This is a genomic window from Bradyrhizobium sp. ORS 86 (genome assembly GCF_045571475.1).
Classification (GTDB): Bacteria; Pseudomonadota; Alphaproteobacteria; order Rhizobiales; family Xanthobacteraceae; genus Bradyrhizobium.
The window spans coordinates 2,636,491-2,656,799 of sequence record NZ_CP120699.1; the positions used below are offsets into that span (position 1 = coordinate 2,636,491).

23 protein-coding genes are annotated in these 20,309 nt (G+C 62.7%); 14 read left to right on the forward strand and 9 right to left on the reverse strand.

Annotated features, from left to right (window positions below; translation table 11 throughout):
* The first annotated feature begins 9 nt into the window (after window positions 1-9).
* The 9 genes from P6U25_RS11820 (at window position 10) to P6U25_RS11860 (ending at window position 8,098) form a co-directional block, all read left to right on the forward strand.
* Window positions 10-1,269: an ABC transporter substrate-binding protein gene (locus P6U25_RS11820; RefSeq protein ID WP_407151342.1), complete on the forward strand. Its 1,260-nt coding sequence runs from the start codon at window positions 10-12 to the stop codon at window positions 1,267-1,269.
* 97 nt (window positions 1,270-1,366) lie between these two features.
* Window positions 1,367-2,269 (forward strand): branched-chain amino acid ABC transporter permease, encoded by a 903-nt coding sequence (locus tag P6U25_RS11825; RefSeq protein WP_407151343.1) that lies wholly within the window; start codon window positions 1,367-1,369, stop codon window positions 2,267-2,269.
* On the forward strand, window positions 2,266-3,285 hold the full coding sequence (locus P6U25_RS11830; RefSeq protein ID WP_407151344.1) for a branched-chain amino acid ABC transporter permease: 1,020 nt from the start codon (window positions 2,266-2,268) through the stop codon (window positions 3,283-3,285). Before P6U25_RS11825 ends, P6U25_RS11830 begins: the two co-directional genes overlap by 4 nt.
* Before the next feature lie 2 nt (window positions 3,286-3,287).
* Entirely contained in the window at window positions 3,288-4,046 is a 759-nt protein-coding gene (locus tag P6U25_RS11835) for an ABC transporter ATP-binding protein (RefSeq protein ID WP_407151345.1), read from the forward strand.
* A complete protein-coding gene (locus tag P6U25_RS11840) occupies window positions 4,043-4,759 on the forward strand; it encodes an ABC transporter ATP-binding protein (protein WP_407151346.1) in 717 nt (238 codons plus the stop codon). The genes P6U25_RS11835 and P6U25_RS11840 overlap by 4 nt, the downstream gene beginning before the upstream one ends.
* Before the next feature lie 27 nt (window positions 4,760-4,786).
* Window positions 4,787-5,992, forward strand: coding sequence for a CaiB/BaiF CoA transferase family protein (locus P6U25_RS11845; RefSeq protein ID WP_407151347.1), 1,206 nt, complete (start codon window positions 4,787-4,789; stop codon window positions 5,990-5,992).
* Window positions 5,993-6,007: 15 nt separating this feature from the next.
* Window positions 6,008-6,784 (forward strand): enoyl-CoA hydratase/isomerase family protein, encoded by a 777-nt coding sequence (locus P6U25_RS11850; protein WP_407151348.1) that lies wholly within the window; start codon window positions 6,008-6,010, stop codon window positions 6,782-6,784.
* A complete protein-coding gene (locus P6U25_RS11855) occupies window positions 6,785-7,240 on the forward strand; it encodes a MaoC family dehydratase (RefSeq protein WP_407151349.1) in 456 nt (151 codons plus the stop codon).
* Between the two features lie 3 nt (window positions 7,241-7,243).
* On the forward strand, window positions 7,244-8,098 hold the full coding sequence (locus P6U25_RS11860; RefSeq protein ID WP_407151350.1) for an HpcH/HpaI aldolase/citrate lyase family protein: 855 nt from the start codon (window positions 7,244-7,246) through the stop codon (window positions 8,096-8,098).
* On the opposite strand, the gene P6U25_RS11865 is transcribed toward P6U25_RS11860, so the two are convergent.
* The 8 genes from P6U25_RS11865 to P6U25_RS11900 all read right to left on the reverse strand — a co-directional run bounded on the left by P6U25_RS11865 (window position 8,099) and on the right by P6U25_RS11900 (window position 16,048).
* Window positions 8,099-9,313 carry a CaiB/BaiF CoA transferase family protein gene (locus P6U25_RS11865; protein ID WP_407151351.1) on the reverse strand — a complete coding sequence of 405 codons (1,215 nt, stop codon included), beginning with the start codon at window positions 9,311-9,313 and terminating at the stop codon, window positions 8,099-8,101.
* A 20-nt stretch (window positions 9,314-9,333) separates the two neighbouring features.
* On the reverse strand, window positions 9,334-10,371 hold the full coding sequence (gene dctP / locus P6U25_RS11870) for a TRAP transporter substrate-binding protein DctP (RefSeq protein WP_407151352.1): 1,038 nt from the start codon (window positions 10,369-10,371) through the stop codon (window positions 9,334-9,336).
* Between the two features lie 26 nt (window positions 10,372-10,397).
* The gene (locus P6U25_RS11875; protein ID WP_407151353.1) at window positions 10,398-11,687 is read right to left on the reverse strand and encodes a TRAP transporter large permease; all 1,290 of its coding nucleotides are present in this window, start codon (window positions 11,685-11,687) and stop codon (window positions 10,398-10,400) included.
* Window positions 11,684-12,232, reverse strand: a complete 549-nt coding sequence (locus tag P6U25_RS11880; protein ID WP_407151354.1) for a TRAP transporter small permease — start codon at window positions 12,230-12,232, stop codon at window positions 11,684-11,686. The genes P6U25_RS11875 and P6U25_RS11880 overlap by 4 nt, the downstream gene beginning before the upstream one ends.
* Before the next feature lie 25 nt (window positions 12,233-12,257).
* Window positions 12,258-13,289 (reverse strand): TRAP transporter substrate-binding protein DctP, encoded by a 1,032-nt coding sequence (gene dctP, locus P6U25_RS11885; RefSeq protein ID WP_407151355.1) that lies wholly within the window; start codon window positions 13,287-13,289, stop codon window positions 12,258-12,260.
* Between the two features lie 363 nt (window positions 13,290-13,652).
* Window positions 13,653-14,807: an OpgC domain-containing protein gene (locus P6U25_RS11890; protein WP_407151356.1), complete on the reverse strand. Its 1,155-nt coding sequence runs from the start codon at window positions 14,805-14,807 to the stop codon at window positions 13,653-13,655.
* A gap of 170 nt (window positions 14,808-14,977) precedes the next feature.
* Window positions 14,978-15,253 carry a hypothetical protein gene (locus tag P6U25_RS11895; RefSeq protein ID WP_407151357.1) on the reverse strand — a complete coding sequence of 92 codons (276 nt, stop codon included), beginning with the start codon at window positions 15,251-15,253 and terminating at the stop codon, window positions 14,978-14,980.
* Between the two features lie 156 nt (window positions 15,254-15,409).
* Window positions 15,410-16,048: a helix-turn-helix transcriptional regulator gene (locus P6U25_RS11900; protein ID WP_407151358.1), complete on the reverse strand. Its 639-nt coding sequence runs from the start codon at window positions 16,046-16,048 to the stop codon at window positions 15,410-15,412.
* Between the two features lie 128 nt (window positions 16,049-16,176).
* Between P6U25_RS11900 and P6U25_RS11905 the strand changes: the two genes are divergently transcribed.
* The 4 genes from P6U25_RS11905 to P6U25_RS11920 all read left to right on the forward strand — a co-directional run bounded on the left by P6U25_RS11905 (window position 16,177) and on the right by P6U25_RS11920 (window position 19,738).
* Window positions 16,177-16,737: a GcrA family cell cycle regulator gene (locus P6U25_RS11905; RefSeq protein ID WP_407151359.1), complete on the forward strand. Its 561-nt coding sequence runs from the start codon at window positions 16,177-16,179 to the stop codon at window positions 16,735-16,737.
* Between the two features lie 142 nt (window positions 16,738-16,879).
* A complete protein-coding gene (locus P6U25_RS11910) occupies window positions 16,880-17,449 on the forward strand; it encodes a DUF6456 domain-containing protein (protein WP_407151360.1) in 570 nt (189 codons plus the stop codon).
* 296 nt (window positions 17,450-17,745) lie between these two features.
* A complete protein-coding gene (locus P6U25_RS11915) occupies window positions 17,746-18,168 on the forward strand; it encodes a GFA family protein (RefSeq protein WP_407151361.1) in 423 nt (140 codons plus the stop codon).
* Window positions 18,169-18,475: 307 nt separating this feature from the next.
* Complete coding sequence (locus tag P6U25_RS11920) at window positions 18,476-19,738, forward strand: CaiB/BaiF CoA transferase family protein (protein WP_407151362.1); 1,263 nt, start codon at window positions 18,476-18,478, stop codon at window positions 19,736-19,738.
* A gap of 169 nt (window positions 19,739-19,907) precedes the next feature.
* On the opposite strand, the gene P6U25_RS11925 is transcribed toward P6U25_RS11920, so the two are convergent.
* Window positions 19,908-20,093 (reverse strand): hypothetical protein, encoded by a 186-nt coding sequence (locus P6U25_RS11925; RefSeq protein WP_066512043.1) that lies wholly within the window; start codon window positions 20,091-20,093, stop codon window positions 19,908-19,910.
* Between the two features lie 25 nt (window positions 20,094-20,118).
* Between P6U25_RS11925 and P6U25_RS11930 the strand changes: the two genes are divergently transcribed.
* Window positions 20,119-20,301, forward strand: a complete 183-nt coding sequence (locus P6U25_RS11930; protein WP_407151363.1) for a hypothetical protein — start codon at window positions 20,119-20,121, stop codon at window positions 20,299-20,301.
* Window positions 20,302-20,309 lie beyond the last annotated feature (8 nt).

Sequence of the window (20,309 nt, forward strand, 5' to 3'; positions counted from 1 at the left end):
GAGGGGAGAATGAAGAGAACCCGTGAACCGGGCGTCAGCCGGCGCGCGACTCTCGCGCTGATGGGCGCCGGTGCGGCGACCTTGGCTGCGCCATGGGTGGCGCGCGCACAGGCCAAGACGATCAAGATCGGCATGCCGACTATCCTGTCGGGCCGGGTTGCTCAGCTCGGGACCTCCTCCCGCAACGCCGTGCTGCTCGAAGTCGAGAAGGTCAATGCGGCGGGTGGCCTTGCCGGCCGGCCGATCGAGATGGTGATCCGCGATTCCAAGGGACAGCCGCAGGAAGCCGCGCGCATCGCGCGCGAGCTCGTCAACACCGACGGCTGCGAGATGTTGCTCGATGGCGAGGCCTCGTCCGGATCGTTCGCGGTTCACGAGGTGGCGCGCGATCTCGGCGTGCTCTGCATCCACACCTGCTCGGAGGCCTCGTCGCTGACGGCCGATCCCAAGCAGCACATCCCGAATGCATTCCGTTGTGTCCGCCAGGGCATTCACGACTCGATCGTCGGCGCCAGCTATGCGGGTGGCATCGCAAAGGCCAAGGGACTGAAGAAGTGGGCGACCTGCTCGCCCGATTATGCCTACGGCCGCGACACCACCGGTGAGTTCGTGCTCTATCTGAAGAAGTTCGCGCCCGACGTTGAAGTCATCAGCGAATCCTGGCCGAAGCTGTTCCAGCCCGACTACACCGATGTGATCACCAAGATCCTGCAAGCCAAGCCGCAGGCGCTCTATTCCTGCCTATGGGGCGGCGATCTCACCTCCTACATCGACCAGGCCAACATCTACGCCATGTTCACCCAGATGGAGGTGTTCGCGGTCAATATGGCCGACTACACCGCGCTCACCGTGGTGAAGAACCTGCCCAAGGGCATTCACTCCGGCGACCGCTACATCAAGACGTTCCCTGCGACGCCGGAGAATGCAGCCTGGGGCGATGCCTACAAGGCGAAGTACAACGAGTATCCGACCAACTGGTCCTGGCAGAACGCCACGGCTATCATGTTCCTCAACGAGGCCGTGAAGAAGGCGGGTTCGACCGACGGCAAGAAGGTCGCGGGAGCGCTGACCGGATTGACCATCAAGTGCCCGTTCGGCGCCGATGGCACCGTGACCATGCGCGCGGACGACCACACGCTGGTCGGCTACGCGATCGGGTGGGGCACCACGATTCCGCAGGAGCCTTATGTGCCCGACGTGAAGGCCGGCGACTGGAAGACCATCTTCGAACTCGAAGCCGAGTGGAAGAAGAGCAAGGGCTATACCTGATCCGCATGCCGGGCGGAGGCAGCGATCTGCTGTCTCCGCGGGCCATCTGATGCTTGTCGCGCGCCGGCGTTGCGGCCGCCGTAATGGATAACTTTCCGTGGACCTCGACGCGCTTGCCAGTTGTTTCGCCAGTCCCGCCTGCCTGGTGACCCAAACCACTAGCGGTTTGATCATCGGCATGCTGCTGTTCCTCGTCGCTGTCGGGCTGACCCTGATCTTCGGCGTGCTCAAGGTGGTCAATTTCAGCCACGGCGCTTTCTACATGTTCGGCGCCTATTTTGCGATGACCGCCTATCAGCTCACCGGCAGCTTTGCGCTGGCGATGCTGTGCGGTGCCGGGGGCGCGGCGATTCTCGGCCTGATCTTCGAGCGCGCCTTCATGAGTCGGGTCTATGGCGCCGACGTCCTGATGCAGCTCCTGGTTTGCTACGCCTTCGTGCTGATCTTCGATGACGTCGTCCGCATGATCTGGGGGCCGGAATTCAAGTCGATGGGGATGCCGGCGGCATTCCAGGTCGCGCCGCTGTTCATCGCAGGCGGCGTGGTGCCGCCCTATTATCTGCTGCTGATTGGCGTGGCGTTGGCCGCTGCCGTGATCCTCGGGCTCGGGCTGGCACGGACCAGGATCGGCAAGGTGATCCGCGCAGCCGCGCATAATCCGGGCATGGTGTCCGCGCTCGGCGTCAACACCGGGTTGATCTACGGCGGCGTGTTTGCGCTTGGCGGCATGCTGGCGGGGCTGGCTGGCGCGCTTGCAGCGCCAGTGCGCTCGCTGACGCCGGGCATGGGTTTCTCGGTGCTGATCGAGTCGTTCATCGTCACCGTGATTGGCGGCATGGGCTCGATCCTCGGCGCGCTGATCGGCGCGCTCCTGATCGGTTTGATCCGATCGTTCGGATCGCTCGGCTTTCCGCTGTTCACCGAGGGGCTGATGTATCTGTTCATGGTGATCGTGCTGGTGTCGCGCCCGACCGGGCTGTTCGGTAAGGAGGCGGCATGACCGAATTGCAGGCCGGCGAGCGCGCACAGGTGCTCAAGGCGCCCCGCATCGATGCCGGGCCGCAGCGCTTTCGCGATCTCTTGATCGCACTTGCGGCCTTCGTTGTGCTGGCGCTGCTGCCGACGATCTTCGGCAGCAAGCAACTGCTCGACTTCGTGATCCGCTGCGCGGCCTATGGACTGTTTGCGACCTCGCTCAATCTTCTGGTCGGCTACACCGGGATGATCTCGTTCGGTCATGGCATGTTCTTCGGCCTCGGCGCTTATGGCTTCGGCCTGATGATGCAGAAGATCGGCGTATCGATTCCGGTAGCCTTTATCGCAACCCTCGCGATCACCTTCATTGTTGCCCTCGTGATCGGCGCCATCTGTGTGCGGTTGAAGGAAATCTACTTCGCCTTCGTCACGCTGGCGTTCCAGATGCTGATCCACTCCACCATCCTGTCGTGGCAGTCCCTGACCGGTGGCGACCAGGGCCTGCGCGGCGGCATTCCGCGGCCACCATTTTTAGGCATCGACCTGTCGCACCCGCTGCATCTCTACATCGCGAGCTGCGCGCTGCTGGTGATCGGCCTGCTCCTCATGCGACAGATCGCGCAGTCGCCGTTCGGCTACACGCTGCGCATGATCCGCGACAACTCGACGCGGGCGAGCTTCATCGGCATCAATGTCTGGCGGGCGAAGCTCACGATCTTCGTGCTTGCGGCGCTGTTCGCGTCGGTCGGCGGCATGATCATGGCGCTGTTCGTCTCCGGCGCCTATCCCGAGTTCGCCTACTGGACGATCTCGGGCGAGGGCATCTTCATCAACATGCTCGGCGGCGTAACCACGTTCCTCGGGCCGATGGTGGGAACGGTGCTGCTGCTGATCCTCAACGACACCGTCACCCGCCTGACCGAATATCACGGCATCGTATTGGGCATCGTGATCCTGTTCTTTGCCATCGGCCTGCGGAAGGGGCTGATGGACTTCGTCGTGGAATGGTTCGCACAACGTCGCGAGGGAGCAAACGGCTAGCCATGCTGGAGATCCGCTCCCTCTCGAAATCCTTCGGCGGCGTCAAGGCAACGGACAACGTCTCGCTCCACTTCGCCGACGGGTCGCTCACCGCCGTGATCGGTCCCAACGGGGCCGGCAAAAGCACGTTCTTCAACCTGATTACGGGCGCGTTGCGGCCGGATACCGGCCAGATTCTGCTCAATGGCGCCGACATGGCGGGCAAGACACCGCCTGAGATCGTGCGCCATGGCATCGGCCGCGCTTTCCAGGTGGCGAGCATCTTCCCGTCGCTGACGGTGGAGGAGACCATGCTGGCCGCGGTTTGCGCCGATCAGCGCCGGGCCGGCGTGATGCATCGTCGTTTTCCGCTGGCCGAAACGCGGGACCGCGCCGAGAACGCCATGGAACTGCTCGGCCTCGCCAACAAGCGCAACAGGACCGCCGCCACGTTGTCGCATGGCGACCAGAAGCTGCTCGATATCGCGCTCGCGTTGGTGCTCGAACCGAAGGTGCTGCTGCTGGACGAGCCGACCGCGGGGATGGGCACCGAAGAGCGGTGGCGCATGATCGACAAGGTGCGCGAGCTCTGGGAGACGCAGAAGATCACGGTCGTGTTCATCGAGCACGACATGGACATCGTGTTCAAGATCGCGCCTCAAATCGTCGTGCTGTGCTATGGCCGGATTCTGGCGACCGGCACACCGGCTGCGATCCGCAGCAACGATGCCGTCATCGAGGCCTATCTCGGCAGTGAACATCATGCAGGAACTGTCGCATGAGTGCGCAGCCGGTGGTGCAAGTCGAGGACCTCGACGTCTACTACGGCACCAGCCAGATCCTGTTCGGCGTCGGCCTGTCGGTGCGGCAGGGTGAGACCATGGCGCTGCTCGGGCGCAACGGCGCCGGCAAGTCGACGACCATGAAGGCGATCATGGGGCTGGCGCCTGCGCGGCGGGGCAAGGTGACCTTGCGCGGCAACGTCGTGTCTGGGCTGAAGCCGCATCGCATCGCGCAGGCCGGGCTCGGCTTCGTGCCGGAGGACCGGCAGATCTTCCCGGAGCACACGGTAGAGGACAATCTCGTCATCGGCCAGAAGAAGGGGCCGAACGGCGAGGACGAATGGTCGATCCGCCGGGTCTATGACGTGTTCCCGTTGCTGGAGCCGTTGCGCCACCGGATCGCCGGCCGGTTGTCCGGCGGCGAGCAGCAGATGCTGGCGATCGCCCGCACGCTGATGGGCAATCCGGCGCTCTTGTTGCTGGACGAGCCCAGCGAGGGTCTGGCGCCGATCATCGTGCAGCGAATCGGCGATCTGTTGCGGCAGCTCCGCGGCACAGGTGCCACGGTATTGATCGCCGAGCAGAACATGCATTTTTGCCTTGGCCTTGCGAGCCACGCGACGGTTATCGACAAGGGCCAGATCGTCTACACATCCTCCATCGAAGAGCTCAGGGCGAACGACAACATTCGGCAGCGCTATCTGGCGCTGTAAGGCCCTGCGCAAGCTGTGGGAGGATAAATGGCGGGCGAACGCAAGCTGACGCCGACGCATGAGGCGCCGTATCGGGGTTTGAAGGTGCTCGATTTCGGACAGGGCATCGCCTCGCCCTATTGCGCGATGCTGCTCGGGGTGTATGGCGCCGACGTCGTCAAGGTGGAGCCGCCGGAGGGCGACTGGTCGCGCTATCTCGGGACGACGTACGGCAATCATACCACGCTGTCGGCAGTCTATAACCGCGGCAAGCGCAGCCTGTGCCTCGACATGAAGCACAAGGACGGAATTGCGATCGCGCAGCGCCTGGCGCGCGAGGCCGATGTTCTGATCGAGGGATTCCGGCCTGGCGTCGCCGAACGGCTCGGGCTTGGCTATGAGAGCCTGTCGAAGGACAATGCCGGCCTGGTCTATCTGTCGGTCAGCGGCTTCGGGCAGAGCGGGCCCTACGCGAAGCGGCCCGGTTCGGATTCGGTCGCGCAGGCCTTCTCCGGGCTGGTCTCGGTCAACATCGGAACCGATGGCGTGCCGCATCGGGTCGGCACCACGATCTCCGACGTCGTCACCGGCGTCTATGCTTTCCAGGCCATCGCGACGACGCTGTTCGCGCGCGCGACCGTCGGCACCGGGCGCTGGATCGACGTCAATCTCTGCCAATCGACGGCGGCGCTGCTCGGACACAAGGTGGCCGAGTTCATCCTCGAGGGCGGCGCACCGCGCGCGCTCAATGTGCCGGCCGGCACCTATCAGACGCAGGACGGCTGGATGATGGTGACGTTGGTCAACGAGCCGCAGTACAAGCGCCTGTGCGGTGCGATCGGCCGCGAGGATCTCGCGACCGATCCGCGTTTCGCTGATTTCGCCCGGCGCGCCGATTCCGCCGACGCGCTGATCCCGCAGTTGCGGGAGGTGTTCCTGACACAGCCGACGGACGCCTGGCTGACGCAGCTCCACGCTGCCGATATCATCGCCGAGCGGATCCTCACTCCCGGCGAGTGGCTGCGCAATGCTCATGTCGAGGCAACCAAGGCATCGGTCTGCCAGGATACACCGGGCGTCGGCCCGGTCTATTCGCCGCGGACACCAGGGATCGCGAGCCTGTCTGAGGACCGGCTGTGTCCTGCACCCGACGTCGGCCAGGACAGCCGCGCGGTGCTGGTCGAGGCCGGCTTTGCGTCTGGCGAAATCGACGGGCTGCTGCGATCAGGCGCCGTGCGGCAGGCCAAGCGATAACGAAGGTTGAAAGTCATGAGCACAGATCTCGTTCGTTACTCGGTCAAGGACCACATCGCCGAAATCATGCTGGACCGTGGGCCGGTCAACGCACTCAGCCTGCCCTTGATCGATGCGCTGTTGGCGGCGCTGGCCAAGGCGCGCGACGATGAGGCGGTTCGCGCCATCATCATCGGCAGCGCTCACAAGGTGTTCTGCGCAGGCCTCGATCTCGACATCGTCAGGGGCAAGCCCCCGGTCGAGACCAAGAAGTTTCTTGAGCGGCTCTATTTCGCGCTGAACGATACGCAGTACCGCATGGGCAAGCCGACGATTGCGGCGGTCGACGGCGCGGTGCGCGCCGGCGGCATGACAATCGCGATCTCCTGCGACATGATCATCGCCGGCGATGCCTCGACCTTCGGCTATCCCGAGATCGATGTCGGCCTGATCCCCGCGATCCACTTCGTGCAGTTGCCGCGCCTGGTGGGGAAGCATCAGGCCTTCGCGCCCTTATTCCTTGGCGAGCCCTTTGATGCGGCCACCGCCTATCGCATGGGCCTGCTCAGCGAAGTCGTGCCGAAAGGCACCGCGCTCGATCGCGCCCGTGAGATTGCGCGCAAGCTCGCGACCAAATCGCCGATCGTGATGAAGATCGGGCGCGACGCCTTCATGCGCGCAGTCGATGCTGATTTCCGCCGCTCGGTCGAGAATACCGCGGAAAGCTTCGTCGTGGTCGCGTCGACCAAGGATTGCCAGGAAGGACTGAACGCGTTCGTCGAGAAACGGACGCCCAACTACAAGGGACGCTAAATGGCCGGATTGTATTTTGAAGAGTTCGAGGTCGGGCAGGAGTTCCATCACGAGTTCAGCCGGACCGTGACGGAGATGGACAACACCATGTTCAGCTTGCTGACCATGAACCCGCAGCCGTTGCACCTCGATGCACATTTCGCCGAGAAGACCGAATTTGGGCAGCGGCTGTTCAACAGCCTCTACACGCTCGGCATCATGATCGGCATGAGCGTCTACGACACGACGCTGGGAACCACGGTCGGCAATCTCGGCATGACCGACGTCGAATTTCCCAAGCCCGTCTTCCACGGCGACACGCTAAAGTCGCACACCAAGATCATCGGCAAGCGCGCCAGCAAGTCGCGGCCGACCCAGGGCATCGTCGAATTCGAGCACACCATGACCAACCAGCGCGGCGAGGTGGTGGCAAGCTGCCGCCGCACCGGGCTAATGCACTGCAAACCGAAGGCCTGAGCGATGCGATCGTTCCTGTTCGTTCCCGGCGACAGCACCCGGAAATATGAGAGCGCCAAGAAGACAGCGGCCGACGCGCTGATTCTCGATCTCGAGGATTCCATTGCACCCGACCAGAAGGTCGCGGCGCGCGGCATCACCCGAAAGATGCTGGACGAGCGCAATCCGGGCCAGAAGCTCTACATCCGCGTCAACGCGCTCGACACCGACATGACGCTCGGCGATCTCGCTGCCGTGATGCCCGGCAGACCTGACGGCATCGTGTTGCCGAAATGCGCCGGCGCTGCCGACGTCAACAAGCTCGCGCTCTATCTCGACGCGTTCGAGGCGGCCTCGGGCATTGAGCAGGGAACGACGCGGATCGTGACGGTCGCGACCGAGACGGCGCGGGCCGTGCTCAAGATCCTCGACTTCGAGAACATGAGTCCGCGGCTGTGGGGTATGATGTGGGGTGCGGAAGACCTCGCGGCTTCACTCGGCGCGTCGCGCAACCGCACTGACGGCCGCTATCACTCGCCCTTCATCCTAGCCCGCGACCTCTGTCTGATCGGGGCAGCAGCAGCCGGGGTGGTCGCCATCGATACGATCGCGACCGACATCAACGATCTCGACGCGCTGAAGGCCGAGGCGATCGCCGCGCGGCAGGACGGCTTCCTGGCCAAGGCGGTGATCCATCCCAAGCATGTCGACATCGTCAACGCGGCCTTCATGCCGACGGACGGGGAGGTCGAATGGTCGAAACGGGTGGTCGCGGCGTTTGCCGGCAATCCGTCCGGTGTCGTCAAGATGGACGGCAAGATGCTGGACAAGCCGCATCTTCGTGCCGCCGAGAAAATCCTGGCGTCGCGCGGACAATAGTCAGGAAGTTGGCTCGATCAGCGCGCCGCTCTCGATGAGGGCGGCGATCTCCGGTTCCGCGAGCCCTGCCTCGCGCAGGATCTCCCGGCCATGCTCGCCGAGCCCCGGCGGATGGCTCCGGATCGACGGCGGCGTCTTGCTCCAGTTCGCGGCGGGGCCGGCGACCCGCAGGGTCCCCTCCGTCGGGTGCTCGATGGTCTGGATCAGCCCGACTGCCGCCAGATGCGGATCGTCGATCAGGCTGTCGAGGTCGTGCAGCGGCGCATGCGGAATATCCGCCTCTTCGAAGAAGCGCAGCCATTCGGCCGTCGTGCGGGTCTTCATCATTCGCGAGAACCAGTCGTAGACGAAATCGTAGTTGCGGGTTCGCGCCGAGATGCTGTTGAGCCTTGGATCGCGATCGGCCTCGTCGGCAAGTCCGATCTTGGCGAAGAACGCGTTCCACTGCTTGTCGGAATAGACCAGCGCGCAAATGTAGCCGTCGCTGGTCTGATAAGGACGGCGGTCGGGCGAGAGCAGCCGGGAATAGCCGGGCGGCCCAATCGGCGGCTCGAAGCTGCGGCCGGCCATGTGATCGCCGAGCACGAATTGCGCCATGGTCTCGAACATCGGGATTTCAATGGCCTGGCCCTCGCCGGTCCGCTCGCGGTGAAGCAGCGCCGCAAGGATCGCGTGCACGGCGTTCAGGCCGACGATGCGATCGGCCATGGTCGCTGGCGAGTAGCGCGGCTCGCCGGTGATCCTGCCAGTGAGTGCCGGTAGGGCCGTCAAGCCCTGGATCAGATCGTCATACGCGGGACGGCCCGCATAAGGTCCGGTCTCGCCGAAGCCGTGCAGGCTGGCATAGACCAGCCGCGGATTGACCGCGAGCAGATCAGTGGCCCCGAGATTCAGCCGTGCCATCGCCGCGGGGCGGACATTGTGCACAAACACGTCGGCCGCCGCGGCAAGACGCAGCAGCGTTGCCCGACCACCGGCGGTCTTGAGGTCGAGCACGATCGAGCGTTTGTTGCGGTTGCCCTGCAGGTACATCGCGCCCATCCGCGGATGACGCATCGGGGCTGCATGGCGCATGACGTCGCCATCCGGGCTCTCGACCTTGATCACGTCGGCACCGTAGTCGCCGAGGATCATGGTCGCGTAGGGCCCCATCATCACGCTGGTGAGGTCGACGATCCTGACGCCGGCGAGCGGGCCCGCCGGCGCCGATCGCATCTCTTTGGTCGGCGTCCCGCTCAATGGGTTGCGGCCAGGGCTTCGGTGAAGGCCTTGAAGACATCGGTGCCCGGCTTGCCGCGCTTGTCGACGTCCTTCACCCAGTCCTGAGCGACGGACTTGAAGGCGGTATCGAACACCTTCTTGTCGTCGGCGCTAAAGTTGATGACCTTCATGCCTTGCGACTTGATCTTATCGGCCGCGGCCTTCTCGCCGTCCTCGAAGCGCTTGCAGGCTTCGCGCGTGGTCTGCTCGCCGGCTTCGACCAGCGCCTTGCGCACGCTTTCCGGCAGCGACTTGAACTTCGTCTCGCCGATCGAATAGGTGAAGATCGCGGTGCCGAAGTTCAGTCCCTCGGTGCCGGACTTGAGGATCTTGCCGAAGTCGTAGGATGCGGAGCTTTGGTAGGAAAAGATCAGTCCGTCGAGCGTGCCGCGCGTCAGCGATTCGTAGATCTCGGGCGCGGCCATCCGCACTGGCACGCCGCCGATCGAGCGCATCAGCAAATCCATCGCGCCGCCGGTGGTGCGGATCTTCAGACCTGCGAGGTCCTGTGCGGTCTTCACATCGCGGCTGGTCGCAAGCTGAACCTGGTAGGCAGGCAGGGCAAGCGTCACCAGCGGGCGGAGCTGGTTGGGGGCAAACTCCTTGGTCTCCAGGATGCCGCCATTGTGCGAGATTTTGTAGAAGGCAAGCGAACCCTGGCATTCTCTGTCGAAGATGCCGGGAAGCTCGGCGACCGCCGTCAACGGAAATTTGTCGGACGAATAGGACGGCACGATGTAGGAGACGTCGGCGACGCCGAGCGCGGTGAGCTGGGCCATGTCCTTGGCCTTGCCGAGCTGCTCCGCGGGGAAGTGCTGGAACGTGACCTGGCCGTTGGTCAGCTTGGTCACGAGCTCGGAAAACGGCTTGCCGACGAACTCGTGGATGACGTGACCGGACGGCAGGCTGTCGGCAAGGCGCAGGGTGACCTTCTCCTGGGCTCGGCCGGATCCGGCTGTGACCGCGAACAATGCCGCGGCGAGCGCGAGCGACATCCTTGGATAGGCGGACATTACGTTTCTCTTCCTCGTTGCTTTTGTCAGTAGCCCATTTTCATCGGAAGCCAGAGGATGATCATCGGCCAGATCACGAGGATCGCGATCGCAATCAGATGGGCTACGAAATGCGGAAATACGCCGTGGAAGACCTCGGCAACTGGGCGTCCGGAATAGCGGGCCACCACGAAGCAATTGAGGCCCACCGGAGGAGTGATCATACCGACCTCGGCGGTCACGATCTTGATGACGCCGAACCACAGGGGATCGTAGCCAAGCGACTTGATCAGCGGCAGCACAATCGGAACGGTTAGCACCAGGATCGCGATCTGGTCCATGAACGAGCCGAGCACGATGTAGCCGCACAGAATGATGGTCAGGATCAACCACGGGGGCACGGGCAGGCCGCCCACCCACGTGACCAGATTTTGCGTCACCTGCGTCAGCGTGAAGAAGTAACCGAAGATCGAGGCGCCGAACAGGATCATGGCGATCATGCACGTGCCGTGAGCCGAACGGAGCAATGCGCTGCGGAGCGTCTTGCGGTTGATCCTGCCTTTCCAGCAGGCGAGCGCGAATGCGCCGAGTGCGCCAAGCGCAGATGCTTCCGTCGGCGTGGCGACGCCGGTATAGATGACGCCGGTGACCATTCCGAACAACAGCAGCATGGGTCCCACGACGCGCAGCATCCGAAGCTTTTCCGAGAGCGACACGGAAGGAGCCGACGGAGCGCGTGCGGGATCCTGCCAAGCCAGGAACCAGACGGTGGCCATGATCGTGAAGGTGACGAGAATTCCGGGGATGACGCCGCCAATCAGCAGCGCGCCGATATTCACCTCGGCGAGCAGGCCATAGATCACCAGCGCCACCGATGGCGGGATCAGCATCGCGAGCGTGCCGGAAATCGCCACGACGCCGGCTGCCATCCTCGGCTCATAGCCCTGCTTCAACATAGCCGGCAGGCTGGTGGAGGAAAGCGTGGCGGCAGATGCGGTGCTTGTGCCGCAGATCGCGCCGAACCCGGCGCCGGCCAGTGCCGTCGCCATGCCGAGACCGCCCGGAATTCGTCCGACCCAGGCCGCGGTCGCCTTGAACAGGTCGTCGGCGATGCCGCTCACCAGCACGAATTCCGCCATCAGCAGGAACATCGGGATGGTGATCAGCTCGTACGAGGTGACCGCCGAGAGCGGCGCGGTCTGCAGAATGCCCGTCAGTATCGGCATGCCGCCGATCATGTACAAACCGAGCACACCCGATCCTGCCATCGCAAAGCCGACTGGAGTGCCGATCGCAAGCAGCACGAACAGCACCAGCATCACCAGGATCAGCGTCATTCGAACGTCTCTCCGGTGGTATGCGAGGCGGGCAGTGCGATCACGCTGCGCCCGGTCGCGAGCGAGACAACGTGAGCAACGAGGTGCAGTGCGAGGCGGACAGTGATCAGTCCTGCTCCGAATGGCACCAGTCCGATCGATGGCCACATCGGCCAGGGTATCGCGCCGGCCATCACGTCGGCGGATTTGAAGCTATCGACGGCACGCAGGAAGCCGAGGTAAGCGATCAGCGAGAAGATGGCGATGCCGACGATGCAGGTCACGATCTCCGAGACGCGGATCATCGCCGGCGAGAATTTCTGCTGCAGGATGTCCACACTGACGTGCGCATGGTTGGCGTAGGCCTCCGACAGCACCAGGAAAAAGACGCCGGCCATCAGATAGAGCGAGATCAGGTCATAGGCCCATGAGAATGGCTTGTTGAAGACGTAACGCATGATGACATCGCCAAACACGATCATCATGATCGCGAACATGAACGTCGCGGCAATCGTCGAGGCGATCTTCTCGACGGCACCGAGCGCGCGTAACAATCCGTCAATCAAGATTTCGTCCCCGTGGCTCTGGGTTTCATTTTGCCGGAATGGCCGCAACTGCGGCGTCGAATTCCTTCAGTGCGTCGCTGCCATGCTTGCCGCGTGCGTCGAGCCCATCGGCCCAAGCCTTGGCCACGCCCTTGGTCAGGTCCTTCAGCTTTGCGACGACGTCAGGCTGCAGAGTATCGAACTGGACGCCCGCCGCCGCCATCGACTTCATGGTCTCGCTGTCCTGCTTCTGCACTTCCTTGCAGGCCAAAGGCAGGATTTCTTCGGCGGCATCGATCATCGCCTTCTGGATCTCGGGCGACAGCTTCTTCCAGGCGTTCTCGCTGATCGAATAGGCCACCACGAAGCTTGCGAAACCAAAGCCATCGGTGGAATGTTTCACGAGCTTGTCGGCGCCATAGGCAACGACACTTTCGAGCGGAAACAAGAGGCCATCCATCGTTCCGCGTGATAGCGACTCGTAGGCGTCGGGCGCTGCCATGCGCACAGGCACTGCGCCGATCGCGCGCAAGGTGAGGTCCTGCGCGCCGCCGGTCGATCGCAGCTTCAATCCATTGATGTCGGCGACGTCCTTCACCGGCTGCTTCACGGTCAGGATGCGATAGGGGGGCAGGCTGACCGCGAGCAGCAGGCGTATTCCATTTGCGGTATAATCCTGCTGTGCGATCACGCCGCTCCGCGCCGTCTTCCAATAGGCGAGCGTGCCTTGGCAGGAATGCTCGAACGCACCGGGGAGCATCGCAACTTCCGAGACCGGCATCTTGTCGGAGACATAGGCGGGCGCGACGTAGCCGATATCGGCGACGCCGGTTTGCGTCAGCTTCAGCATGTCGGCGGCCTTGCCGAGCTGCTGGGCGGGGTAGTGCTCAAACGTGACGGCGTTGCTGGTGCGCCTCTGGACCTCTGCCATCCAGGGCTCGAGCACAAGGCGGACGAGATAGTGCCCTTTCGGAAACGAGTCGGCCACCCGCAGCTTGATCGGCTCTGCCGCCGCCGCAAGATTGACCGATGCGATGAGGAAGCCGTAACCGGCCAGTGCCCGCCGAAGCCTGCCCATATTTCCTGCCCCTGAGGATACTTGTTGTTCTGAGGAGCTGCGCACAAACGAAATTGCACGTCAAGCAGGGCTCGGCTGAGCATGTCTGATCGGACAACCGGAGGGAGCACGGCCGGCCATGCGTCGCGGGTCCCGTCGCCACGATTTGGCGTGGATCCGGGATCGGCCGCAAATGCTTCAAGCCGTCGCAGGAGGCGCAGAGCGGTGGGCTTGGTGGATGTCGGTACTCGATGCCGGCGACGATCTCCGCGCCGGTGGGGCTGGACGAACTCGAGCGTCGTGATCTCGGGCGCGGCCTGAGTCACGATGCGGGCTGCCGGCGGCGACGGCATCGTTCAGAGCGCGTCTGAACTCGATCGCGTATCAGGACGGTGCGCCGACCGCCGATTTGTAGTCCTGATGCTTCGACCAGGAGACGTAGTAGGCCACCCCCGTCATGGCCGCGATGCCGGCGACGCTGACGACGACCTGCATTGCCAACGCGTTCGGGCCGGTAATCAGGATGAAGTGCGCGGCAAAAGAGAGGAACACGCCCGAACAGAACACTGCCAGCCATTCCTCACCACACTTGATAATGGGCTGCAGGATGACCGACCGTAGATGTACCCAACCGCGCGGCACCAACAGAGTGAATAGGAACGCGAGCGCCAGGAAGTGGAGGATACGATACGGCTCAACGCTTTCCTTGTCGTCCGGCAAGAAGACATCGGCGAACGACACGGGAATCATCTCGCCGAGTATCGGGGTATTGGCGCTGGCGACGACGGTCAGCGCGAACAGCAGATACAGCAGCGCAGCGGCACGCAGCGCAGGCACGGCCTGCATCGCGCGGATGACGCGCGCGTAGCGCTTGCTTATGAGGCCGAACCAGCCTCCCATCACGAACAGGAACTGCCAGCAGAACGGATTGAAATACCAGCGACCATCCGGATACGCGGCCAAATTCCAGTCAAGCGTATGCGCTGCTGCATAGAGTGCCGCCGACGCGGCGAGAGTCAGGTTTGGCAACCAAAGCAGCCCGAGCAGGATGATGGGCAGCGACGCCATCAAGGCGATGACGAGTTGCAGGACATCGAGATTGAGCGGCTTCGCCTGCAGGAACAGGCCGTAGATCAGAGTCCGGATCGGGTGATCGATGAATCCGGTGATGTTGAATTCACTGATGATCTCCGGCGCTGCCGTCCGGCTGGCGGCATAACTGATCAACTCGACATAGATTACGAACAAAACGATGTAGGCCGCATAGAGCTGCCACACGCGCTTGAAGATGCGGGTTGCGGCCACCAGGAACCCGCGTTCCCGGGCCATCCCGGCATAGATCAGGGTCGCGGCGTAGCCGCCCACGAAGACGAACAGGTCGGTCGCGCCGCTGAAGCCAAAGTTGCGCAGGGTCAGCATGCTGACTGCGTTGTGAGGGATGTGGTCCAGGAACAGAAACCAGTTGGCGATGCCAAGCAGCAGCGCGATCCTGAGATCGCCATTGCGCGCCGCGATCTCGCCGTTTGTTGTCGGATTCATTGAAAGCAGACGTCTACCGGCCCGAGAATCGAATCGCTACCGTAGCGGGAAGCTCCGCACAGTCCGAATAGACTTTGCGTGAACCATATCTAGTCTGCATCCGGTTCCGGCCAAGTAGCCGAACTCGAAGAAAATCACCTTCTCGAAATCGTCACGTGAACGATACGACGTCAAACCGGCTCGTGTTTAAGCAGGTCGCGAGCATGATCGAAGGTATTGGCCTGCAAATCTGCCTCGGTCAAGCCGATCTCGGGCAGGGCGGCTTCGGCGAGGATATCGTCCGTGACGTCCTCGACCGAGGATGCCGCGATTTCATGGATGAAGCTGATATTTGCGTATTCCCCCGAGGCGACCCGTGCGACGACCTCGCGACGTGTCATCTCGGGATCCACGATGGCCTCTCGTCCGCGGCGGCCATAGTCGATCATCACGACGAAATACTGCATGTTCGAAGTTCGATGCCTTGGCTGTCATCGGGCATTATTTCCGATGATCCGAACGAAGTCAAGGAAGAATTACGATAATCGGAAACTGACGATCGGCGAGGCCGTGTGATGACGGCCTCGCGCGAATTCGGACTGGCGAACTCGGCGAACTCAGTCCTATTTCTCGGAAGAGCGTCCGCCGGACGTCCGGCCGGCCTTGCGGCCCTTGGATGCCGTTTTGCCTCGCATCCTCGCGATCTGGCCGCGCGGCAGCGTGACGCAGATCTCGCCGATCCATTCGAGTCTCACCCCGTTGATCGGCTTTGCATTGAAGCTGGTCAGATTGACAACGCCGGACGAGTTGCCGCGTTCGACCGTCTTGAGATAGCGCTCACCGGTCTTCAGCCGGACCGCGGCCTCTTCTCCGTAGAAGCTCGACAGCGGATAGCGCTGCTCGCGATAGACCACGATGACGTCGCCGTTCTCGTATTTCGGCAGCATGGAATCTCCCGACACCTCGAAGGCGATGGTCTCCTCCGCGAGCGGGAACGGAAGTTCGACCTCGCCGAGACCTTCGGGCGGCACCTGCTCGTAATCCGGCTCGATCGAGGCCCCGGCGCCGATCCGCCCCATGATCGGCACCGAGTTCAGCTCGAGGTACTCGACGATCAGAGGTATCTCCGCCGCCTTAATCAGCCGTATTCCCGAGAGAATTTCGGACACGGCACCGGCCCGAACGCCCATTGCGCGGGCAAGACCGCCCTTTGACTTGCCTGTCCTCTCCAGTCCCCGTTCGATCAGTTTCACGTCCAGCATGGCTCATCCTTTCCGAATCCCTGTATCTTCATACGGTTACGATAATCAGAAATCAAGCTTGACTTTTTCTTCCGAATATCGGAAATTGGTGGCGGCGCCGGCGGAATGACAGAAAATGGGAATTTGGAATGGAAATGACGCACTGGCTGCCGGAGCATTCGGCGGCGCTGCGGGACCTTCGTGCCCGCGGCATGTCCTATTCGGAGATCGCAGACACAATCAATAAAAGGTTCCATACGGCCTATACGCGATATGCGGCCCTTAGCCGGGGCCAGCGCATGGGGTTGGGAGGTCTTGAGCGACCTGAACCGTCGCTCTCGAATCGGGGCAACCGACCCGAATCGACCGTTCTGATGCGACCACGTATCGAACTTGCGCACGAGATTCGCCGGGAGCCGAAGGCCGGCGCGGTTCGCTGGCCGAAACCCTTCTCGGGAGAAGCGGAGACGCCGCAGCTTCGCTGCGTCGAGATCATGCCGCGCCATCTTTCGCTGGTCGAACTCGAGCGCGGGGACTGCCGATATCCCTATGGGGGAGACCGCGACGATGAGCCGATCACCTTTTGCGGTCATCCCCGTCGTCCGGGCTCAAGCTACTGCACGCCGCATTTCCACCTGAGCCGGGATCCCGAGGCGTCGGCCGCGCCGGTGTTAAGCACCGCCTGGCTCCGCGTCGTCGGGGTGACCTGAGGCAATTCACCTTCTGACCACAAGACGTCGATCCGCGATCACGATCGCGCGCAGTTCACTCCTGACCGCAGGATGTCGATCCGCGATCACGATCGCGCGGAGCCGTCCGCGTGCCCTTCATCAGACGATATGGAGATCATCAATGCCCCGAGCCAAACGCCGGAAACCGTATGATCCGGCGAGCGCGTATGACCGCCGTTCCCACGACCTGCCCTACAATGCCGTGGTGGCGACGGTCGAAGTCGACGATCCGTTCGCGCTCCAACACGGCGATAAGATTGTCGCGTTGCGCTCGATCCGCAACGACCCGCTCGGCCGACTGCATGCGCACCGCCAGATCGACGATTCGCAGTATCGGGGAGGCCGCGCCTTCCAGGGCGATTGGGAGAAGGCTGAGCGCGGGCCGCGTGCGGTCGATACAACACGCGAGTATGTCGACGGCGGTGAGCGGCGCGAGCCGATCACGGAGGGCCAACGTCAGGCGGTCCTGCGGCTGCAGCGTGCCGAGCATGAGCTCGGGGCCGACGGTTCGATGCTGGTCCACGAAGTCCTGATCCTCGGCATGACGATGGAGCAGGTGGGACAAAAGCGCGGGCTGCGCACTCAGCGTTGGCAGGACTATTTCGCGCGACGTCTCAAGGAATGCCTCGACCGCCTGGCATTGATCTATGGCTTTGCGACGCCGAGTCGGGAGCCCGCGAAGCATCCTTGAAGACGTGGCGGCAAGCTCGGGCACTCTTTGCCGCTCCTTTCTTCGGCGCGGCAAAAAGTTCTCCAACAAAGATCATAAGCGGAGCGGCCACCCTGTGACGGAACCAGCGTAAGGGTCATCACATTCGAGCGCGGCAACGTGCCGTACCTCACACTTCCCATGCGTTGATACATCCGGCTCCCTTGTGTCGAAGACGGTCGACAGCGGATCGGACTCTCATGTAACGTTCCCAATCACAGCAGGATAGGTCTGGCGGGAAGGTTGACGTGATCAAATCACCCAAGGAGAACTGACTGATGAAGCACACTGGAAATTGCTTTTGCGGCGCTGTCGAGCTGCAGGTCACCGGGGAGCCGGAAGCCATGGGCTACTGCCACTGTCGCTCGTGCCGCTCTTGGTCCGGCGGTCCGGTGAATGCGTTCAGCCTTTGGAAGCCTCAGGCGGTTGAGGTCACCAAGGGAGCTGATCATGTCGCGACGTTCGAGAAGACCCCGATGAGCCAGCGCAAGTATTGCAGCGAATGCGGTGGTCACCTAATGACCAACCATCCGACGCTTGGGCTCGTCGACGTTTTCAGCGCTACGATCCCGACACTCAAGTTCACCCCCGGCGTTCATGTCAATTATGCCGAGGCGGTGCTGCCGATACGCGACGGTCTGCCGAAGTTGAAGGATTTTCCGGCCGAGTTCGGCGGCTCCGGCGAGATGGTTGCCGAGTAGTTCGACGGCTATCTGATGAGAAGAACGGCGTGGCGCCGGCCGGCGCCACGCCGTGATGTACGAGCTTGCCACTGTCCAGCACTTTTGAAGCCGACCTGATCGGTTTCCCTTGAAATCCGGCGCGAGCATGCCGTGGTCGTCGGCCTCGTGCGACCCCGTGGCTGGCGATAGCCATGTCGGGTGAAGGTCCCGCCCTGCAAAATCCGGGTTTGGTCTTGCCGCCACGCTTCCGCTAAAAGGCGGTCACGCCGCCGTCGGCGGCGGCTGTCGAATTTCGTCTGACAAAATAACGAGGAAACCCCCGACCATGACCGCCAGACCAGAATTGCCAGAGCGCATGCCGCGCGGAGAGGGCGTCCCGACGGCGCTAGACGGTCTGCTGGTTGTCGACTTCACCCGCGTCGTAGCCGGGCCCGCCTGTACGCAGACGCTCGCCGACTTCGGAGCCGAAGTCATCAAGATCGAGAACCCGGACGGTGGAGACGACACGCGCGCCTACGAGCACGCTGAAATTGGTGGCGAGAGCGCTGCGTTCCTCAGCCTCAATCGCAACAAGCGCGGCATCGCCCTCGATTTCAACAATCCGGCCGCGCTGGAGGTGGCGCGCGAGTTGATCGCCAAGGCCGACGTCGCGGTGGAGAATTTTTCCGGCGGCGTGATGAAGAAGTTCGGCCTTGACTATGCTTCGGTAGCGCCGACCAATCCGCGGCTGATCTACTGCTCGATCTCGGCCTATGGCCGCACGGGCGATTTCGCGCTGCGTCCCGGCTTCGATCCGATCACTCAGGCCGAGAGCGGGTTCATGTCGCTCAACGGCTTTCCGGACGGCGAACCGGTTCGCACCGGCCCGCCGATCGTCGACATGGCTACGGGCATGTCGGCCTGCAATGCTATTTTGCTCGCCCTGATCGCGCGCGATCGGCTCGGCCGTGGTCAGCAGGTCGAGGTCGCCCTAATCGATACCGCGGTGGCGATGACGGGCTTCTACGGCATGGCCTATCTGATCAATGGCAACAATCCCGGCCGCTTTGGAAACTCTCCGAATGGTTCGCCGACGGTCGGCGTCTACCAGGCGTCCGATGGCCCGCTCTACATGGCTTGCGCCAATGACCGGCTGTATCGCCGGCTCGTCACTGAGGTGCTCGAGCGCCCGGATCTCATCACCGATCCGGATTTCGCTCAGCGCAAGACCCGGACCGCCAACAGAGAGAAGCTGCGCGCCATCATTGCCAGCGTGTTCGCAAGTGACACGCTAGAGAACTGGATGGTGAAGATGAAGAAGGCCAATATTCCCGTCGGCTATCTGCGGACGGTCGAGGAGGGGTTCAATGCGCCCGAGGTGCGCGATCGCGACCGCCTCAGCAAAATTCCTCACCCGACCGCCGGCTCGGTTCCAAACATCGAATCTAACGTCGGCATGAGTCTGACGCCGGCGGTCACACCCGTTGCCGCCCCGTTGCTTGGCCAACATACCAGAGACGTCCTGCGTAAAACGCTTGGCTACGACGATCGGCGTATCGCGGCGTTGGCCGAGGCGGGAGCTTTCGGCAAGGCAGGCAATACCGCCTAGCGCGTCGGCGCACACCGAAAAGGCAGGGGCATCGCCGCCATTCGTATGGCGACCTGATCGCGGGCGAGTGGGGGGCGCTCGCCCCAAAGCTCAAGCCGATATTACTTCATGTCACGAGCCGGCTGGTGCACGCCGATAGCAAGACGCCGAAAACGGGCCGGCTCGCTCCTCAGTTCGGCTTGCTGCGCAGGTTGTTCCTTGGCATACTTTCAACTTCTTCGAGCTCTGCCCGGTCAATTTCGAGGCGAGCCATCCGGAGTATCAAGGTAGCCGTCGTCAGGCCGAGACGCTCGGCCTCCTGCGCTGCGGTTTCGACCTTCTGGGCCAAGCCTTCACGTTTACCTGGGTATGCCATTCGTGATCCTCACTTACGGTGCGAGATGAAAAATCCCACTTATGTTGCAGAGCTGCAGAAGAAGCTCGGAGCTCCATCGAGCGAAACAATGGAAAGCCTGCGACTGTTGAAGGCCTTCCTTCGACTTGCGCCCGACCAGCGTTGCGAGGTCATCGAGCTGGTCGAGCGTTTGGCGGCCGAACCGCCGAGTGACCCCTCATTATCTTGAGGGTCTCT

What these genes read in the sequence shown, in the direction of transcription:
- dctP (WP_407151352.1), bottom strand. Translation starts at nt 10,371, where the DNA reads ATGTCCGCCTATCCAAGGATGTCGCTCGCGCTCGCCGCGGCATTGTTC.
- P6U25_RS11845 (WP_407151347.1), top strand. Translation starts at nt 4,787, where the DNA reads ATGGCGGGCGAACGCAAGCTGACGCCGACGCATGAGGCGCCGTATCGG.
- P6U25_RS11855 (WP_407151349.1), top strand. Translation starts at nt 6,785, where the DNA reads ATGGCCGGATTGTATTTTGAAGAGTTCGAGGTCGGGCAGGAGTTCCAT.
- P6U25_RS11820 (WP_407151342.1), top strand. Translation starts at nt 10, where the DNA reads ATGAAGAGAACCCGTGAACCGGGCGTCAGCCGGCGCGCGACTCTCGCG.
- P6U25_RS11915 (WP_407151361.1), top strand. Translation starts at nt 17,746, where the DNA reads ATGAAGCACACTGGAAATTGCTTTTGCGGCGCTGTCGAGCTGCAGGTC.
- P6U25_RS11865 (WP_407151351.1), bottom strand. Translation starts at nt 9,313, where the DNA reads ATGCGATCGGCGCCGGCGGGCCCGCTCGCCGGCGTCAGGATCGTCGAC.
- P6U25_RS11835 (WP_407151345.1), top strand. Translation starts at nt 3,288, where the DNA reads ATGCTGGAGATCCGCTCCCTCTCGAAATCCTTCGGCGGCGTCAAGGCA.
- P6U25_RS11875 (WP_407151353.1), bottom strand. Translation starts at nt 11,687, where the DNA reads ATGACGCTGATCCTGGTGATGCTGGTGCTGTTCGTGCTGCTTGCGATC.
- P6U25_RS11930 (WP_407151363.1), top strand. Translation starts at nt 20,119, where the DNA reads ATGAAAAATCCCACTTATGTTGCAGAGCTGCAGAAGAAGCTCGGAGCT.
- P6U25_RS11830 (WP_407151344.1), top strand. Translation starts at nt 2,266, where the DNA reads ATGACCGAATTGCAGGCCGGCGAGCGCGCACAGGTGCTCAAGGCGCCC.
- P6U25_RS11895 (WP_407151357.1), bottom strand. Translation starts at nt 15,253, where the DNA reads ATGCAGTATTTCGTCGTGATGATCGACTATGGCCGCCGCGGACGAGAG.
- P6U25_RS11910 (WP_407151360.1), top strand. Translation starts at nt 16,880, where the DNA reads ATGCCCCGAGCCAAACGCCGGAAACCGTATGATCCGGCGAGCGCGTAT.
- P6U25_RS11920 (WP_407151362.1), top strand. Translation starts at nt 18,476, where the DNA reads ATGACCGCCAGACCAGAATTGCCAGAGCGCATGCCGCGCGGAGAGGGC.
- P6U25_RS11860 (WP_407151350.1), top strand. Translation starts at nt 7,244, where the DNA reads ATGCGATCGTTCCTGTTCGTTCCCGGCGACAGCACCCGGAAATATGAG.
- P6U25_RS11905 (WP_407151359.1), top strand. Translation starts at nt 16,177, where the DNA reads ATGGAAATGACGCACTGGCTGCCGGAGCATTCGGCGGCGCTGCGGGAC.
- P6U25_RS11900 (WP_407151358.1), bottom strand. Translation starts at nt 16,048, where the DNA reads ATGCTGGACGTGAAACTGATCGAACGGGGACTGGAGAGGACAGGCAAG.
- P6U25_RS11850 (WP_407151348.1), top strand. Translation starts at nt 6,008, where the DNA reads ATGAGCACAGATCTCGTTCGTTACTCGGTCAAGGACCACATCGCCGAA.
- P6U25_RS11840 (WP_407151346.1), top strand. Translation starts at nt 4,043, where the DNA reads ATGAGTGCGCAGCCGGTGGTGCAAGTCGAGGACCTCGACGTCTACTAC.
- dctP (WP_407151355.1), bottom strand. Translation starts at nt 13,289, where the DNA reads ATGGGCAGGCTTCGGCGGGCACTGGCCGGTTACGGCTTCCTCATCGCA.
- P6U25_RS11890 (WP_407151356.1), bottom strand. Translation starts at nt 14,807, where the DNA reads ATGAATCCGACAACAAACGGCGAGATCGCGGCGCGCAATGGCGATCTC.
- P6U25_RS11925 (WP_066512043.1), bottom strand. Translation starts at nt 20,093, where the DNA reads ATGGCATACCCAGGTAAACGTGAAGGCTTGGCCCAGAAGGTCGAAACC.